Source organism: Brevibacillus migulae (assembly GCF_004521915.1).
Classification (GTDB): Bacteria; Bacillota; Bacilli; order Brevibacillales; family Brevibacillaceae; genus Brevibacillus_F; species Brevibacillus_F migulae.
Genome location: NZ_SDKD01000004.1, coordinates 86589 through 103530 on the forward strand (window position 1 = coordinate 86589; position 16942 = coordinate 103530).

Consider the following 16942-nt stretch of genomic DNA (forward strand, 5'->3'; position numbering starts at 1 on the left):
GCAGCAAGATTTATGCTTTTCATTTTCTCTTTCCTTTGAGAAAATAGTAAGTAACTAAAAAAAGTTAAGCTTTAACACATGTCCTTTTTAAGGGAATGCTTTTTACATAGCATCGCCGAGAATGGAACCGAAAAAATGGGAGGAGTTTCACATGGAAATTGGAATTAGCACATTTGTAGAGACCACGCCGGACGTGCAAACCGGAGAAGTGATCAGTCATGCCCAGCGTTTGCGTGAAGTCGTGGAGGAAATCGTCCTCGCTGATCAGGTCGGGTTGGATGTGTATGGCGTAGGTGAGCATCATCGCAAAGATTACGCGGCTTCTTCTCCGGCAGTCCTGTTGGCGGCCGCAGCATCACAGACAAAACGGATCCGGTTGACCAGTGCGGTGACGGTGCTTTCTTCCGATGATCCAGTCCGTGTGTTTCAGGACTTTGCTACGCTTGACGGGATCTCCAACGGGCGGGCAGAGATCATGGCCGGCCGCGGTTCGTTTATCGAAAGTTTTCCGCTGTTCGGTTACGATCTGGAAGACTACGATGAGCTGTTTGATGAAAAGCTGGAGCTGCTGTTGAAAATACGTGATTCGGAAAAAGTGACTTGGAGCGGCAAGCATCGTCCGGCGATCAACAATCTCGGAGTGTACCCGAGACCCGTGCAGAATCCGTTGCCTGTCTGGATTGGCAGCGGTGGCAATTCGCAATCCGTCATCCGTGCCGGATTCCTCGGATTGCCGCTGGTGCTGGCGATTATCGGTGGCAGCCCCTTGCAGTTTGCGCCGCTTGTCCAGCTCTATAAAAGAGCCGCGGCTCAGGCAGGGCATGACGTATCGAAGCTGCCGGTGGCGTCGCATTCACACGGGTTCATCGCCGAGGACACGCAGACGGCTGCAGATAAATTTTTCCCTTCCACCCAGCAAGCGATGAACGTGCTTGGCCGGGAACGTGGTTGGGGGCATTATGACCGCAGAAGCTTTGATCACGCGAGGAGCTTTGAGGGAGCGCTGTACGTAGGCGATCCGGATACGGTTGCGGAGAAAATCATTCACCTGCGCAAGCATGTAGGGATCACCCGCTTTTTCCTGCATGTGCCGGTCGGAACCATGCCGCATGAAGATGTCATGAAAGCCATTGAGCTGTTAGGCACAAAGGTGGCCCCGCGCGTACGGAAGGAAATCGCCGAATGGGAAGCCACGCAGTGATACCATCTACATAAAAAGGGGAGCTATGTGTGTATCCAAGCTTTGATCTAACCGGGAAAATCGCAGTGATTACTGGCGCCAGCATGGGTATCGGCTTCGGACTGGCAAAAGCGCTGGCACATGCTGGCGCTACGGTTGTCGCGACGGCACGCAATCTGGATCTGCTCGAGCAGCTCTGCGAGGAGATTCGCCAAGAAGGGGGCAAGGCTTTTGCCGTAGCGCTGGATGTGAGAAATGTTCCCCAAATCAAAACGGTCATGCAGCGAATCGCGGAGGACCACGGACGCATCGATATTCTCGTCAATAATGCGGGGCTTGGCGCCAATCATCCAGCGACAGAAGTGACGGAAGAAGATTGGGACACGATGATGGACGTGAACCTGAAAGGCTTGTTCTTTTGCTGCCAGGCAGCAGGGACGATCATGCTCGAACAGGGCTACGGCCGGATCATCAACATGAGCTCGCAAGCCAGTGTGGTAGGGATTCGTGACCATGCCGTCTATTGTGCGACGAAGGGTGGGGTCAATCAGCTGACAAAGGTGCTGGCACTGGAATGGTCAGCGCGCGGAGTCAATGTGAATGCGGTTGGACCGACCTTCACATATACGCCGGGGACAGCGGAGCGGCTTGATAATCCTGAATATTTGCAAGGAGTGCTCAACCGGATTCCATCGGAAAGAGTCGCCAGTATCAAAGACGTAGCGGGGGCGGTTATTTATCTGGCATCCCCGGCTGGAGATATGGTGAACGGTACCATTCTTTTGGTGGATGGCGGCTGGACCGCTCAATAAAGCGCATAATAAAAAGTCGAATTTCTCTGCGGTTTGCAAAGGAATTCGACTTTTTTATTTCGTCAGGAAGGCTCGACGACTCAGTTACCTTATATCGCAAACTTGTTCAAAGCAGTCTCAGCTGCAAGCATGTCTGCGGTAAGCCCATTTTCACGGATATCGCGTGCCCTTCTGAAATACAGACAGCGCAGAAAATTCTTGCTGTTAACCCGGGCGATCACCTGATTGCGGCTTCTCGGCCAACTGGCGCAAAGGGCTAAGCTGCTGATCCAGTCAGCAATCATCTGCTGAGGCAGCAGCTCTTTTTCGATCATCGTATCTACGATGCTTGCGATCCGCTCATCTTCCTCATCGTGAAAAATATGATGGCCGTTATGCAGCATTCCCGCGATCGCGGCAAGGACCTCCAGCTGTACGCCTGTATTGCTCTCCGGGCATTGCACAAGCTCCATCAGGGCATCGGCACCATGAGCGGCGCTGTGTGCCCAGCCATCCTCGGACAGATAGCCGCGCAGATCTTTTTCCTCTCGATAATAGCGAAGCAAAGAATCCTTGAGCTGCTCGTAATCAGCTTGGTTCAAAAAGGGATTCTGCCTGTGGCGCCTTACAATCAGTGCAATGGGCAGAGATGAGAATGCCCTTGTAAATACCGAAGAGTCCCCTTCGCTGCCGATCTGATAAAACAAATGCTGCTCATCAAGCAAAGTGTATAGGAGGCTTCGTAATTCCGCCGCAGATAGCTTGGTCTCGTCATGAATCCATGCATAAAAGGCTGGGTAGATCAGCTCGTCCCGCAAAGCAGGGTCGGGATCACCGATATAGCGCAGCATCAGCGTCAGAACATCCTGAATCTGCTCACCTTCACGCAAAGTGTAATGCTCTGCTTCCATTCGCTTTAGTGTAAGCATGAATGAGGTCCGTGTATCGTTCATGTTTTATCTCCTTTATCTGATGCAGCCTCTTTTGAATATTGTTTATACTCTACCATATCCTGGGACAGAAAGAATCCCTGGTGCATCAAATCCTGCGATGGAGCTTTAGCGAATGAATCGGGTATGAAACAGGGATGATAACGGTATCAATTTCCAGAATGGAGAGCTTCCATGGATGTATTGATGACGGTACTGCTATTGCTGCTCTGTTTATTGATTTCAAATATCATCAGCCATTATATCCCGTCCATTCCTACCGCATTAACGCAAATCGCATTTGGCATTTTCCTTGCCCTTGTCTTCCAGGGGTTTTCTCTTGAGCTGGAGACCGAGTGGTTTTTACTGCTCTTTGTGGCTCCTCTTTTATACAACGACGGGAGACATTTTCCCCGGGGCGAATTATGGAGGATGAGAGCGCCGATTTTCGGGAATGCCATCGTGCTCGTGCTGTTAACCACCATCGGCGGCGGGTATTTCATTCATGGGTTGATACCGGATATCCCATTGGCGGCCGCATTTGCACTGGCAGCGATTTTATCGCCGACGGATCCTGTCGCGGTCAACGGGATTGCCAAACGCATTCATATTCCGGAGAAAGTGCTGCATCTGGTGCGGGGAGAATCATTGATTAATGACGCTTCCGGTCTTGTAGCTTTCAACTATGCAGTCGCAGCGGTGGTAACCGGTTATTTTTCGTTGAAGCGTGCCGTGATTGATTTTGGCTATATGCTTCTGGCAGGAGCTCTTCTAGGCCTGATTCTGGGACTGCTTGTTACCTGGATCCGGTTCATACTGCGCAAACAAGGGATCAATGATGTGACCTTTCACTCGCTGCTGCAGCTCTTGAGTCCGTTCATGATCTTTATCATTACCGAGGAGCTCTTGCACGCATCGGGAGTGATCGCCGTAGTAGTGGCGGGCATTGTACATGCCCTCATCAACGAAAAAACAGGAACCTGGCACGCCGAGGAGCAAGTGCTCACGGAAAACACATGGTCTCTTGTTTTATTTGTGTTGAACGGGATTGTCTTTCTGTTATTAGGGTTAAACATACCTTCCTCGATGATGGAAACGGTGGAAAATCCGAATATCAACAACTGGCTGCTCGTCGGTTACGTCATCGCCATCGGCACCGTCATATTGGCGATCCGCTTTTTGTGGTCGTTGATTTTTTCGTATTACGAATATCGCTTGGAGCAACCCGGCCGCGCCGCCAAGCCGCATGTCAAAACGGCTTTGCTGATCAGTGTAACGGGTGTCCGCGGGGCAGTCACCATGGCTGGGGTCCTTTCGATTCCGTTCGTGGTGATGTATGGTGAGGCCTTTCCCCAGCGCTCGCTCATTCTCTTCCTGGCAGCGGGCGTCATCCTTTTCACATTGCTTCTTGCCACTGTGCTCCTGCCTCTTTTAAGCAAAGGGGAGCCCGATCAAGATGTACCAGCGGATGTCATGGATTTGAATGAGGCGAGGCAACGATTATTGCTCGCTGCCATTAAAAAGATCAAGGCCGAAATGACAGAGGAAAATGCAGCCGCAGCTTTTCAATTAATCGACGAATATAAGCTGATGTTTGCCAGCTATCAACCGGAACAGGATGCAAAAGTAGAAAAGACGATTCACTACCAACAAAAAGCAAGAGAAATACGGTTGATGGCATTGAAAGCGGAGAGGCAATACATCCAGAAAGTAATGGATCGGGGCGGGATGGATCCAGACGTTTTTGAAATGCTTGAAAGGTCTCTAGATTATCGAGAGGAAGCCCTCTGCAATAATGCCCGCACGGGGGGCATGTATTTGCTCGGCAAAGCGACGAGGGCTTGGAAGCATCTGATCGGCAAATATGGCAAGGGAAGCCGATTCATTCCGCTGCAGCTCGGCAGGGATATCCAGCTAAACGCTTTGCAAGCGGCTCTTCAAAGATTGGGGGAATACGCGAAGCACGTCGGAAACGCGGAGATCGTCCAGTCTGTGATCCTTGATTACAAAAAGCTGATCGAACGCTTACACAGGCGTTCGATGACGCTCCATGAAAAAAGTGGCATCCAAAAAGAAGAGCTCCGGCTCAAAGTAATGGATGTCGAACGTTCCGAGATTCATCGGATGTATGAGTCAGGAGATATCAGCAGGGAACAAGCGAAGGAATTGAGGAGATTCATCAATGACATTGAAAGCATTACCCTGTACGAGCATGTGGAATAGGGAATCACACGGGGAAGCTGATCGCTTCTCCTTTTTACCTGTATCAGAAAGGATAAACGCCTGACTAATGGAGGCCTCCTTGCACTTTCCTTTTTTTGGTGAATCGGTTATATTTTTATTAGTTAGTCGAATAACTAACTACGAAGCACAAACAGGGGGAAGTGAGCGTAGTGGCAAAACCGAACGTCGTTTCCAAGCAAGATCTGATCGAAGCAGCCAAGTCCTGCATCGCGGAACATGGCATGGAAAAGCTGACGCTGAAGACAGTGGCAGAGAAGGCCAATGTGACACAGGGGACGGTGTACTACCATTTTCACACCAAAAATCAATTGATGCTGGACGTAGTAAAAGACGTGTGCCAAGGCTCCTGGAATGAGCTGTCCCAGACAACCGCGCATGATATTGACATCTCTGTGGCGCTGCAAGCAGCGAAAGAACGATGCGGCCCGGACTCGTTCTATCACCGGCTGTTTCTCTCTCTGGTGGTCAGCGGCTTTACCCATCAGGAGATCAGACAGGAGCTCGGTCAGTTGATTGCGTTTGAAAACAGCATGCTCTCCGAAAAGATACGGGAGCTGGTGGGAGATGGACCGGACAGTCGGGTAATGGGGATCTCCCCCGAGACGTGGGCGGTCATCATGAATGCCATCATCGACGGCTTGGCTGTGCAGAGCCTTGTTTCATCGGATTTTGACCGGGAAAGGACATTTGCAGAGCTGGCATTCTTTTTTCAGCAAGTATTGAAAAAGAAGCAGCCTGAATAACCAGCTGTAAAAGAAAAGAAAGGGGAATCTGCATGTTTTCAGAGAAACTGGGACTAACCTTGCTTTTTTCGCTCTTGATCTGGTTCGGGGCAACCGTATTTTTCGTTTGTTTTGGCAGCATGGTGCTGGTCAATCCGTTTGAGCAGAGCTTCCTTCTCCGATTTGTCCTGCTCGAAGCGGCAACCTGTGCGGTGCTGTATGGGGTATTTGTCGTCTTTCGCATGCTGGATTCGAGTCCTTACGCAGCGGTGAGACTGGGGCTGATCGGCAGCGCAGTGGGTTTGCTGATCGATGCTTGCGTGCTATGGAACCGGGACGTGATTTTTCCCCATTTGTCCAGTGAGCAGCTGATCGCCTTTACTATTTGGATGGCATTCGCCTATGGATTGTATTTGCTGATTCCATTGTTCATGGGAAAAGGCAAAAAGGGCGTATAGACCTCGTTGACATTACTACGAACTCGTATTAAAATGAGCGCATAAGGAAATTACTACGATATCGTACTAAAAAGGAGTCCGCCGGTATGCAGCAACTATACGACCTCTTTCTGAAAACCGGTTTGCGTCCATTTGCTTTGATGTCCGACATGCACCAGCTGGAAGAAAAAGTGACCCGTTCCGATCTGTCGACGCTGCTCATACTGCACTTGCGCGGTGACCTGACCATGTCCGAGCTTGCCTCGGAAATGGGGGCGCCTCTGAGCTCGATGACCAGCATCGCGAAGCGGCTTGAGCGGAAAGGATACATTGCGCGGGCAACATCTGCGCAAGACCAGCGGGTCAAATTGGTCACACTGACTCAGCAAGGCATGAATCTGGCGAAAGAGTCCGAGCAGATCATGCTGGCGATGCTGGGAAGACTGGAGGAGGCATTCACCCCGGAGGAAATGGAGCAATTCACCAGGCTGTTGATCAAAGCAGCCAAGGTGTTCCAGGATAGGGGAACAGGAAAGCCCCGCGAGGCCAAGGCGCGTCCAGTCAAAATCCAGATCGAGGAATAACCGGTTTCAAAGCCGGGTTCTTTTTTTGACAATTACTACGAAATCGTACTAAAAGGAGCGGTTCTTGATGAGAATCATCATCTTCACGGGTAAAGGCGGCGTAGGAAAAACGAGCGTAGCGGCGGCGACAGCAGTCAAGCTGGCGAGTGAAGGGAAGCGGACGCTGATACTCAGCACCGATGCGGCGCATAGTCTGTCCGATTCGCTGGCAGTACCGATCGGCCCGGATCCAGTCTTGATCAGCGAAAACTTGTGGGCGCAAGAGGTCAATAGCCTGCGGGAAACCGAGCGGAATTGGGGGACGGTTCAAGGCTGGCTGACAACGCTCCTGGACAAAGCGCAGCTCAAGGATATCACCACGGAGGAAATGCTGGTATTCCCCGGCATGGAGGAGCTGTTCAGCCTGCTGCAGATCAAGGAGCATGCGCAAAGCGGACGATACGATGTGCTGGTCGTGGATTGTGCTCCAACAGGGGAGACGCTGCGCTTGCTCAGTTATCCGAACGTATTGAATTGGTGGCTGGAGAAAATTTTCCCGACAGAGCGCAGGCTTATCAAGCTGGTTCGACCCGTGGCAAAGCTGGTTAACACGATAGAGCTGCCATCCGATGACGTCCTGGACAGTGTGGAGCAACTGGCACGCGGCTTGGAGGACATGCAGCGGATCGTCCTGAATCCGGAAATCACGTCCGTGAGGCTGGTTTTGAATCCGGAGAAAATGGTGCTGGCCGAAGCGAAGAGGTCCTTTACGTATTTGAATCTGTTTGGGTTCAATACGGACGCGGTGATCGTCAACCGGGTGCTTCCGGAAGAAGCGGGAACAGGGTTCTTTGCCCATTGGCGAGAGATGCAAAAGAAGTATGAGGAAGAAATCGTCGCCAACTTCCAACCGCTGCCCATCCTGAAAGCGCCCATGATGCAAAAAGAAGTGATCGGTGTGCCGATTCTGGAAGAATTGGCGGAAGCTGTTTATGGCACACAGGACCCATCGGCCATGCTTTATCGCGGCAGAACGGAAGTGATTCAGGAGAAGGATGGCGAGATGCAGTTGGAATTGATGCTTCCCTTTGTGAACAAGGAGTCCCTGGATTTGACGCAATCGGGCGATGAATTGACGGTAGATGCAGGAGCGTACAAGCGAAAGGTCATATTGCCAAGGATCTTGATGGGCCGACAGGTTACAGGGGCGAGGTATGCGGAAGATCGTTTACTGATTCGCTTTGGAAAGCGGCACATCGGCGAACAAGAAGGGAGGGGGAAACAGTGAGAGATGCCGGACTAGGGGTAGAGAGGATTCTGGAAAGACTCGCCCGATTGGAGCGATTGAGCCGGGCTCTGGAGCAACGGGAACCAGAGCGTCATGTCAAAAAAGCAATCAAAGAGTGGCTGCTTGCGTCTCGCTCGGTGATCGACAGTCTGATTGACACGCTGGAGGAAGAACAAGACCCGCCGTCTCCGCGGAAAATCAAGATATCGAGCGAGTAGGGAAAGCAAAAAAAAGAAGTGGGGGGAAGAGTGTATGGTACAGGGCATCAAGCGCCATATGGGAGTCGTTCTCATGATCACCGGGAGTCTGCACACCGCCATCGGGTTCTTCATATACGCACAGGAGCTTCAACTGATGGTGGCCAATGGCTACTGGAACACGGTTGGCGACAAGAGCGTTGCTACGGCGGCATTCTGGTTTATGATCACTGGCTTCTTGCTCATATTGCTTGGGCATACAGCTGATTGGCTCATGAAAAAACAAGGGGTCGCTCCTCCAGCCAGTTTTGGATGGACGCTTCTGCTGGTATGCTTGGCTGGGGCTATCGCCATGCCGGTGTCGGGCTTTTGGTTGGTCCTTCCGCAGGCCTGGATTTTATTGCGTAAGTGAAATCCGCCCTTCCATGTTCAAAAATCTCTGGTTGAGAGGGCTATGCGTTGCGGAGAAGAGGGTCCCGGACGCAAGGGTATGGTCATATCCGAATGTCCGGGACGTCCCTAGCTGGCCATACCTCAATGGCGCTAAAAGCGTATTACGGTTGGGAAGCCGACAGTCCATACTTCTCCAGCTTCCGATACAGACTCGCCCGATGCATCCCTAACAGACTGGCGGCTTTCACTTTATTTCCCCCTGCCCTCTGCAAAGCTGCCAGCAGCACCCTTTTCTCGGTTTTGGCCAATTCCGCCTCCAAATCCAGCGTGATATTCTCACCATTCACGACGACCTTGCGTTCCTGCAAATACGGTGGCAAATGCACAGGCTCCAGCTTGCCATGGTCTGCCACCTGTACCGCCCGTTCCAGGACATTCTGCAGCTCCCGTACATTTCCGGGCCAGCCGTGGGATAAAAGAATCGCCTCGACGCGGGGGCTCATTCCGGTAACCGCTGTGCAAAGCTCACTGTTCAGCTTTTGGATCAGATGATTGGCCATGGCGAGAATCGAGCTGCCCTGGACCCGGAGCGGCGGTATATGGATCGTGAAGACCTGCAGACGATAGTACAAATCCTCGCGAAAGGCTCCTTCTTTGATCAAGGTTTCAAGCGGGCGATGGGTGGCCGCAATCACACGGATGTCCACCTGAGTGGGACGAGTAGCTCCAATGCGTTCCACTTCTTTTTCCTGCAGCACCCGCAGCAGCTTGCTTTGCATTTCCAGCGGCATATCGCCGATCTCATCCAAAAACAGCGTGCCATTGTGCGCCAGCTCCACTTTGCCGGGCTTTCCGCCTTTTCTCGCCCCCGTAAAAGCCCCTTCCTCATAGCCAAACAGCTCCGCCTCCAGCAAATCCTTGGGGATGGCGGCGCAGTTCACGCGGATGAAAGGACCGTCCGCTCGCGGGCTGCTGGCGTGAATCGCATGGGCAAACAGCTCTTTTCCCGTCCCGCTTTCCCCCAATATCAGGATGGAGGAGCGCGAGGAGGCGACCTTTTTGGCCAGCTGAATCGCTTCTTTAATCAATGGATGATCGGCAAAAATCGAGTGGAAGGTGTATCTGGCGCCGACCACTCTTTTTAATTCCTGGCGATAGTAGTCCAGCTTGCTCTCCATGAGATTGTAGCGTTCTACCAGGTTGCGCAGCTCCCGCAGGTCATTAAAGATCACCTTTCCCAACGCACCGACGATCTTGTCGCCTTCACGCATGGGCATGCGGCTCACCAGAATGTCCCGGTTGCCCACTCTCATCAGATGGCCAAGCTCAGCGATGCCGGTTTCCATGACTTGTGGCATGCGCGTATTTTCGATGACCTCCGTAATGGGCTTGCCTATGGCTTCTTCCATGGTCGTTCCGAGAAAATCGCAATAGGCATGGTTGATCATCGTCACAATGCCGGCACGATCGCACATGACGATCCCGTCGTACAGCTGCTCGACCAACTCCCGAAACTGATGGAGCTCGCGTTCTTGCTCGGAAATGCGCTTGGAAGCATCGACATAGACCGTAATATCCTGAAACACGGAAATCCCGCCGATGATTGCTCCATCCAGCGGAAAAGGGACGCGATCGACGAGGAACATCTTGTCCCCATAGCTGATCTCCACTCGCAGGCTGGGTTTGCCCTCCTGGATCACTTGCAGGATGTCCGTGCCTGGGGCGATTCTCGTCACAGGAAGATGCTGCACTTCCGACAGTTTGAGACCAAGCAGCTGGCACCCTGCGGGATTGACGTAGAGAATGATCCCGTCCCGATCCACAAGCATCATGCCACTCGGCAGGGAGTCGAGAAAATGGAGGAGATGCGGGGGAAGAAAAGGGTGAACATCATGGGGGTGGAAATCCATCGGCGAACCTCCTTTATCACGATTGACAGACTGTTGCAAAGTTGCGGCATGTCGCAGCAGCGCAACAGAACAACGTCGTATTTTTGCAACAGGCACCTGATTTTTTCTAAAATTCCTACAACTCTACATTCGGTATGATTCTTGCTATTCCTATCAGACAACCGTAAACGCTTTCAAAAATAAGGAGGACAAGATGAAAAAAAGATGGACCTCGATTGCCATGGCGACCTTTCTGCTTTCCACTTTTGCGGCTTCCCCTTTTTCGGTGATGAATGTACAAGCCGCTTACTCACCGGTCATTCCCGGCGCCCATAGCGTCACCGTCACCAAGTTTGATGGCGAGAATGGCAACTGGCTGACCACCAAAAATCCCATCCAATATGCGGCGGCGATCCAAAATGGGAACATTGGGCTTGCTCCTTATGCATGGGGCTCTGCGGAGGACAAAACGGGCTGGTATCGGATGCATCAGCCAGCGGAAGTGCGCGGGACCCAAGTCAATGGCATGTTCGATGACGCCAAGTTTGTCATTCGCGTGCCTTCCAGATGGAATGGAAAGCTGGTGGTAGCGGGCATCCCAGCCACGCGCAATGAAACCTCTACCGACCTGCTGTTCAGCGATTATGTCTTGGAAAAAGGATATGCCTTTGCCGCGATTGACAAGGGGACACAGGGGGAAATCGATCCGGATGACCCGTATGCCAAGGTAAAAAACGCGCTGGTAGCGGAGGAAGACTCACTGGAGGAATGGAACCAGCGTTTCCGCCAGCTCACCAAAGCAGCGCAAGCCTATCTGCAGGTAAATTACAAATCCAGGCTGATCGATGAGGACGACCGGGATAATCCGGCCAGCAGGCTCGTTTCCAAAAATCATCCGATCCCTACGTATGCGGTCGGGATCTCCAATGGCGGATATGTGGTCCGCTATGCGCTCGAAAACGACAACCCGAAAAAGTCCAAGGAGCATCCGCTATACGATGGCGGTGTCGACTGGGAAGGGGTCTTGTGGCGCTCCAAGGAAGCCAACCTCATTTCTTCGTTGACCACTGTCGTGAACCATGCCGAGGATGCGGTGTTTGGATCGGGCGAAAAGCAGGAGCAGGCAGCAGAAGCGCTGTATGAAGCGGGCGTACCCAAAGGATCGGAAAAATTATGGCCCTATCATGATCAGGTCTACTGGTTTGTCACGCTCAACATTTATCGTGACGAGTTCGATCCGAAGGCTCCCAAGCGACTCGACTGGCAGGATTATCTGAAGTTTGACGAAAAAGGGCTACGCGACCGCAGCAAGGACGATCATTTCGAGGACTATGATTATTTTGATAGACCAGGCAGTGTGAAGAAAAACGTAGCCAAAATTGAAAATACGGGAGAGATCAATGTCCCGCTGATTTCGGTTGCAGGTACATGGGACGCCCTCATTTTCCCGGATCTGCATGCGAAGGGCTATCAAGAGCTGGTGAAAAAAGCCGGAAAGGAAGACCTGCACCGTCTCTACATGATCGAAAAAGGCAATCACGTCGATGGACTGGTATGGAGCAAATCCGATGCGGATCAAGAATTGCAGCCACTGCTCCCGTATGTTCACCAAAGCTTTGATCTTCTCGTCAAATGGGTCGAGGAAAAGGAACAAGCACCTGAGAGCAAAACCATCCAGGTACCAGAGGATCATACCAACGTGATTGATATCGAAACGGGCGAAGAGATTGAACCATATTAAGAGCGGCTGGCTTTCCTTGCTTCTCCATTTCCGTTATAGTGAAACCATTCGTGATAAATGGAGGAAATCAAGGAATGTCGAATTTACCAAGCTGTCCAAAATGCCAATCCGCGTACACCTATGAAGATGGAGATCTTTATATTTGCCCGGAGTGTGCGCATGAGTGGTCATCCAATGGGGAAACCGAGACGGGTGAAGAGCAGAAGGTTGTGAAAGATGCCAATGGCAATGTCTTGCAGGATGGTGATACCGTGACCATCATCAAAGACCTGAAAGTAAAGGGCAGCTCTTCTGTCTTAAAAGTGGGAACGAAGGTAAAAAACATTCGATTGGTAGAAGGCGATCATGATATTGATTGCAAAATCGAGGGATTTGGCGCGATGAAACTGAAGTCTGAGTTTGTGAAAAAGGTATAAATGGGGAGGCCTTCGCAAGCATTTACGGAGGCCTGCTTTTTTGTGCCACTAAGGCGCTGCCAAAGGCTTGGTAAAGTTATGTTTTTTAATCAGCATCAAAAGACGTTGACAATCGGAGTGCAATATTGTTATCTTATAAATAACAAATATCAGTATACAAAAACATGATAAGCCCAGACTTGGGCATTTATTTTTCGGTGTTAGTTTTATAATATGAATTAATTATTCGTATATATAAATATCCCCTTGGAATAGCAGGGCAGTGTAAGGAAGGAAAGAAAGGATGACATACCATGAATTCACCCATGATCTATGAGCTCCGCCGCCCACAACAGATCGTTCCGAATCAAACCTATCCAGCCTTGTTCGTCATGCATGGGATGGGCAGTAATGAACAAGATTTGCTGTCGCTGGTAGAGGAGCTGAAGGAGCAGGTCTACATTTTCAGCATTCGCGGTCATTTGGAGCAGCCGCCGGGTTATGCTTACTTTACGATTCAGGGATTGGGAAAACCGCATCGGGACGCATTTGACCTGGCTGTCGGGAAGATGACGAGTTTTATAGATTACGCGACCCAGCAGTATCCGATCGATCAAAATCGCTTGTACTTGCTCGGTTTTAGCCAGGGAGCGATCCTGTCGATGACGCTCGGGTTGGCATTAGGGGATCGGATTAAGGGCATCATTGCCCTTAGTGGATATATCCCCGCATTCGTCAAGGAAGATTACGCTGTGAAACCGGTCAACCACTTGTCGCTGTTTATTTCACACGGGGTATATGATCCAGTGCTGCCTTACGAGTGGGGCGTCGAGAACCAAGTGCATTTCAAAAAGCTGGGCGCCGCTGTATCCTTCCACACCTATCAGGAAGGCCATACGGTGTCGCTCCAAAACTATCAAGACTTCATGAAATGGATTCAAGAATCGTTGAAAAAATAACCATTATATCCATGCGAGGAGATGATTGTATGCTACCATCCTTTTTTATCGCCCACGGTGCACCGCTGATCGCCATCGAGAATAATGAATACACGCAGTTTTTGCATCACCTGGGCCAAACATTGCCCAGACCAAAAGCGATTGTGTTGTTTTCGGCTCACTGGGAATCGGCTGTTCAGCAGGTGAGCAACGTCGAGGAGTACCGCACCATTTACGATTTTGGCGGTTTTCCGGAAGCCTTGTACCAGATTCAATACCCGGCAAAGGGCAATGCAGACATCACGCGAGAGATTCAAGCATTGCTCGGGAATGAAGGTGTATCTTATGAGGTAGAACCGGCGCGGGGATTGGATCATGGTGCCTGGGTCGTGCTGCGATTGCTGTATCCGGATGCTGATATTCCCGTGATTGCGATGTCGGTCAATCCGCAGCTTTCACCGGAAGAGCAGTATAAGATTGGGAAAGCATTGGCAGGCTTACGAGAGAAGGACGTGTTAATCATTGGCAGCGGCGGGACCGTGCATAATCTTCGCGCATTAAATTGGGAAAAAGACAGCAGCGGGGAAATTGATGAATGGGCACTTTCTTTTGACGAGTGGCTGGCCCGTCATCTGAAAACGTGGGATCTGTCATCGCTGTTCCAATACGCTTCATTAGCGCCTACTGCTTCATTGGCCGTACCTCCGTATGGAAACGAGCACTTTGTACCGATTTTCTATGCGATGGGTGCAGCGGATGGTTCACCAAAAGCAGAGCTGGTGCACCGCAGTTACCGATATGGAAACCTCAGCCACAGTGTGTGGCAATTTGGCTGAATGGAATAAGGAGTAAGAGACAAGAAGCAGGGCGCCTCACAGCAAAGGGGGCCCTGCTTTTTTCGGTGAAAGTGCCAACCAAGGCTCCGCCCAAAGCTTGACGAAGCTCAGTATTTCCAACCCGTGTTTGAAAGGAACGGAGATTCTGAACATAAATGCTTACGCTGCAACATAATCATTTCTAGGATTTTCATTGGATACATTGCTAATGAGCTAGGGGAGGGGTACCATGGGAGCCCAACGCTTTTTGCCCACTTTGGACTTTGCCAGAGAACTGGATCAGGCAGACAGACTTCGGTCGTTTCGCAAAGAGTTCTATGTACAGCCTGATTCCATCTATATGGATGGAAACTCATTGGGGCTGCTCTCCAAGCGAGCGGAGCGCACACTCCTCGAGGCTTTGGATGATTGGAAACAGTATGGGATCGACGGCTGGACAAAAGGAAAGCACCCATGGTTCACTCTTTCTGAGAAATTGGGAGAAAGGATGGCCCCATTGGTGGGGGCTTCTGCTGAGGAAGTGATTGTGACGGCTTCCACGACCGTGAATCTTCATCAGCTGGTGGCGACTTTTTATCGACCACAGGATGAACGCACAAAAATCTTAGCGGATGAACTCACCTTCCCATCCGATCTGTATGCGCTGCAAAGCCAGCTGCGCATGCATGGTCATGACCCGGAGGAACATCTCATCCTCGTGAAAAGCCGGGACGGGCGCTTTTTGGAGGAGGACGATATCATCGCGGCAATGACCGAGGACATCGCGCTCATCATCCTGCCCACGGTGCTTTATCGCAGCGGGCAGATCATGGACATGAAGCGATTGACGGTGGAAGCGCATAAGCGGGGCATCCTGATCGGGTTTGACGGGTGTCATTCAGTCGGGGCCATCCCGCATGCTTTCCATGAATGGGAGGTAGACTTTGCCTATTGGTGCAATTATAAATACCTCAACGGAGGACCGGGAAGTGTCGGCGGATTGTATGTGAATCGGAAGCATTTCGGGACGGCACCTGGGTTAGCCGGTTGGTTCGGCTCCCGCAAGGATAAGCAATTTGACCTCGAGACCATCATGACTCCTGCGACAACAGCCGGGGCTTATCAGATAGGCACGCCGCATATATTCAGTCTCGCTCCCATTCTCGGTTCGTTGGAGCTGTTTGCGGAAGCGGGCATTGAGCAGATCCGCGAAAAATCACTCGCCCTCACGCAATATTTCATGGATTTGATTGACCATGAGCTGGTGGATATGGGCTTTGAGATTGGCAACCCGCGGGATGAACTGCGCCGTGGCGGACATATCGCGCTCGAGCATCGCGAGGCGGCGCGTATATGCAAGTCCTTGAAGGAAAAGGGGATCATCCCTGACTTCCGGGCGCCGCATATCATTCGTCTTGCCCCGGTTGCCCTTTATACGAGCTATGAAGAAGTCTGGCACGTGGTGCATACCTTGAAAGCCATCATGACCGAGAAGCACTATGAAAAGTTCACCAATGAACGCGAAATCGTGGCGTAGGGGAGGGGGACGCCAAATGAGCGAAGCCGATCGACATCCGGAAAGCCAGGGCGAGCATTTGGAGAAGGACATTCAGTTGGATTTTCAAAAGGAAATGTCCTACGGGGATTATCTGCATCTTGAGCAAATCCTGTCTAGCCAGCACAGACTTTCCCATCACCATGATGAAATGCTGTTTATCATCATCCATCAGACAAGCGAGCTATGGATGAAGCTGATCTTGCATGAGCTGCATGTCGCGATTCAGTGCATCCAGCGCAACGATCTGGAGCCCTCGTTTAAAATGCTGTCGCGCGTATCCCGCATCCAGCAGCAGTTAATCCAGTCATGGAGCGTCCTGACGACGTTGACGCCATCGGAATATATGGAATTCCGGGATAAACTGGGGCATTCCTCCGGCTTCCAATCTTATCAAAACCGGTTGATCGAATTCGCCCTCGGACAAAAGAATGCCCAATCCCTCGCAGTGTATCAGCATCAGACCGAGCTGTATGAGAGGATGGTAAAAGCCCTTCATGAGCCCAGCATTTATGACGCAGCGATCTCGGCGCTTGCCGCCCAAGGATTGCCAGTGGAGGAGAGGGCGCTGCAGAGGGATTGGGCAAAAAACTATGAACCCAATGAAAGTGTCGAAGAGGCATGGCTGACGGTCTATCGCAATACGGAGCAATACTGGGATTTATACGAGCTGGCCGAAAAGCTGGTGGATATCGGCAATCAACAGCGGCTGTGGCGCTTTAACCATTTGACTACCGTTGAACGGATCATTGGCTATAAAAAAGGCACAGGCGGGTCATCCGGAGTATCGTATTTAAGCAAGATCGTCGAGCAGCCCTTTTTCCCGGAACTGCTGAGTCTGCGAACGAAGCTGTAAGGAGGGCGA

The 16942-nt window shown here is 51.3% G+C and carries 17 protein-coding genes; 15 read left to right on the forward strand and 2 right to left on the reverse strand.

All coding sequences use genetic code 11. The features are described from left to right. The first annotated feature begins 151 nt into the window (after positions 1–151). Both EIZ37_RS05905 and EIZ37_RS05910 read left to right on the forward strand, forming a co-directional pair. Positions 152–1201, forward strand: a complete 1050-nt coding sequence (locus EIZ37_RS05905) for an LLM class flavin-dependent oxidoreductase (RefSeq protein WP_134683656.1) — start codon at positions 152–154, stop codon at positions 1199–1201. Between the two features lie 29 nt (positions 1202–1230). Next, positions 1231–1992, forward strand: a complete 762-nt coding sequence (locus EIZ37_RS05910) for an SDR family NAD(P)-dependent oxidoreductase (RefSeq protein WP_134683657.1) — start codon at positions 1231–1233, stop codon at positions 1990–1992. Between the two features lie 89 nt (positions 1993–2081). On the opposite strand, the gene EIZ37_RS05915 is transcribed toward EIZ37_RS05910, so the two are convergent. Further along, positions 2082–2924, reverse strand: a complete 843-nt coding sequence (locus EIZ37_RS05915; protein ID WP_134683658.1) for a DUF2785 domain-containing protein — start codon at positions 2922–2924, stop codon at positions 2082–2084. A 171-nt stretch (positions 2925–3095) separates the two neighbouring features. Here EIZ37_RS05915 and EIZ37_RS05920 point away from each other — a divergent pair, with 171 nt between their 5' ends. The 7 genes from EIZ37_RS05920 (at position 3096) to EIZ37_RS05950 (ending at position 8763) form a co-directional block, all read left to right on the forward strand. After that, positions 3096–5123 (forward strand): Na+/H+ antiporter, encoded by a 2028-nt coding sequence (locus EIZ37_RS05920; RefSeq protein ID WP_134683659.1) that lies wholly within the window; start codon positions 3096–3098, stop codon positions 5121–5123. A gap of 170 nt (positions 5124–5293) precedes the next feature. Then, positions 5294–5887 carry a TetR/AcrR family transcriptional regulator gene (locus EIZ37_RS05925; RefSeq protein WP_134683660.1) on the forward strand — a complete coding sequence of 198 codons (594 nt, stop codon included), beginning with the start codon at positions 5294–5296 and terminating at the stop codon, positions 5885–5887. Between the two features lie 32 nt (positions 5888–5919). After that, positions 5920–6324 carry a hypothetical protein gene (locus EIZ37_RS05930; protein ID WP_205683789.1) on the forward strand — a complete coding sequence of 135 codons (405 nt, stop codon included), beginning with the start codon at positions 5920–5922 and terminating at the stop codon, positions 6322–6324. Positions 6325–6410: 86 nt separating this feature from the next. Next, complete coding sequence (locus tag EIZ37_RS05935; protein ID WP_134683662.1) at positions 6411–6887, forward strand: MarR family winged helix-turn-helix transcriptional regulator; 477 nt, start codon at positions 6411–6413, stop codon at positions 6885–6887. Between the two features lie 67 nt (positions 6888–6954). After that, entirely contained in the window at positions 6955–8154 is a 1200-nt protein-coding gene (locus EIZ37_RS05940; protein WP_134683663.1) for an ArsA family ATPase, read from the forward strand. Next, positions 8151–8372 (forward strand): hypothetical protein, encoded by a 222-nt coding sequence (locus tag EIZ37_RS05945; protein ID WP_235827898.1) that lies wholly within the window; start codon positions 8151–8153, stop codon positions 8370–8372. Before EIZ37_RS05940 ends, EIZ37_RS05945 begins: the two co-directional genes overlap by 4 nt. 34 nt (positions 8373–8406) lie before the next feature. Further along, positions 8407–8763 (forward strand): DUF6463 family protein, encoded by a 357-nt coding sequence (locus EIZ37_RS05950; protein WP_134683664.1) that lies wholly within the window; start codon positions 8407–8409, stop codon positions 8761–8763. A 142-nt stretch (positions 8764–8905) separates the two neighbouring features. Here EIZ37_RS05950 and EIZ37_RS05955 read toward each other — a convergent pair whose 3' ends face one another. Further along, positions 8906–10654, reverse strand: a complete 1749-nt coding sequence (locus EIZ37_RS05955) for a sigma 54-interacting transcriptional regulator (RefSeq protein WP_134683665.1) — start codon at positions 10652–10654, stop codon at positions 8906–8908. 268 nt (positions 10655–10922) lie between these two features. On the opposite strand from EIZ37_RS05955, the gene EIZ37_RS05960 reads away from it, so the two are divergent. From EIZ37_RS05960 to kynA, 6 genes are all read left to right on the forward strand, one after another. Then, entirely contained in the window at positions 10923–12374 is a 1452-nt protein-coding gene (locus EIZ37_RS05960) for an alpha/beta hydrolase domain-containing protein (RefSeq protein WP_134683838.1), read from the forward strand. 74 nt (positions 12375–12448) lie between these two features. Beyond that, positions 12449–12790 (forward strand): zinc ribbon domain-containing protein YjdM, encoded by a 342-nt coding sequence (locus tag EIZ37_RS05965; protein WP_134683666.1) that lies wholly within the window; start codon positions 12449–12451, stop codon positions 12788–12790. Between the two features lie 293 nt (positions 12791–13083). Next, on the forward strand, positions 13084–13728 hold the full coding sequence (locus tag EIZ37_RS05970; RefSeq protein WP_134683667.1) for an alpha/beta hydrolase: 645 nt from the start codon (positions 13084–13086) through the stop codon (positions 13726–13728). Between the two features lie 29 nt (positions 13729–13757). Next, positions 13758–14543: a dioxygenase family protein gene (locus tag EIZ37_RS05975; RefSeq protein WP_134683668.1), complete on the forward strand. Its 786-nt coding sequence runs from the start codon at positions 13758–13760 to the stop codon at positions 14541–14543. A 229-nt stretch (positions 14544–14772) separates the two neighbouring features. Beyond that, positions 14773–16059 (forward strand): kynureninase, encoded by a 1287-nt coding sequence (gene kynU, locus EIZ37_RS05980; RefSeq protein WP_134683669.1) that lies wholly within the window; start codon positions 14773–14775, stop codon positions 16057–16059. 16 nt (positions 16060–16075) lie between these two features. Further along, the gene (gene kynA / locus EIZ37_RS05985; protein ID WP_134683670.1) at positions 16076–16933 is read left to right on the forward strand and encodes a tryptophan 2,3-dioxygenase; all 858 of its coding nucleotides are present in this window, start codon (positions 16076–16078) and stop codon (positions 16931–16933) included. Positions 16934–16942 lie beyond the last annotated feature (9 nt).